This window comes from Psychrobacter sp. TB20-MNA-CIBAN-0197, assembly GCF_040309765.1.
In the GTDB taxonomy this organism is placed as follows: Bacteria; Pseudomonadota; Gammaproteobacteria; order Pseudomonadales; family Moraxellaceae; genus Psychrobacter; species Psychrobacter submarinus.
Genome location: NZ_JBEOPC010000184.1, coordinates 1 through 371 on the forward strand (window position 1 = coordinate 1; position 371 = coordinate 371).

Consider the following 371-nt stretch of genomic DNA (forward strand, 5'->3'; position numbering starts at 1 on the left):
TGATGATGACGTGTTCTTACCTACTCGACGGTTAAATGGCTCATCTGGAATAACCCCACTCACTTGTTCTAGCTTAGTTTTATCTTCAGCAATTTTTGTAAAAGATATACTTGAGTTAAAGAGAAATGTAATAATTATAATAAATGGTATGATACCGGTAATAACATTATACCCATTACTCGAAATAACAGGCTTAAGGTAGGTTCGCGTTACTAGAGCAGATAAAATTAAAAAGAAAAGCATATAGGCTGAAACCATAGAGTCAGCGATAAAAACACCTATCACTGGAAATACTATCGCGTAAACTAAACTTGTATAAAAAAACTGCTTAGGCGTTGGTTTAACGAACCACTGTTTTATACCCAAGAAAC

General features: G+C 34.2%; 1 protein-coding gene. It reads right to left on the minus strand.

Going from position 1 to position 371, the window contains the following annotated elements:
* Positions 1–371: hypothetical protein (locus tag AAEY83_RS13225; RefSeq protein ID WP_351059448.1), on the minus strand; the 371-nt coding region annotated here is incomplete at both ends.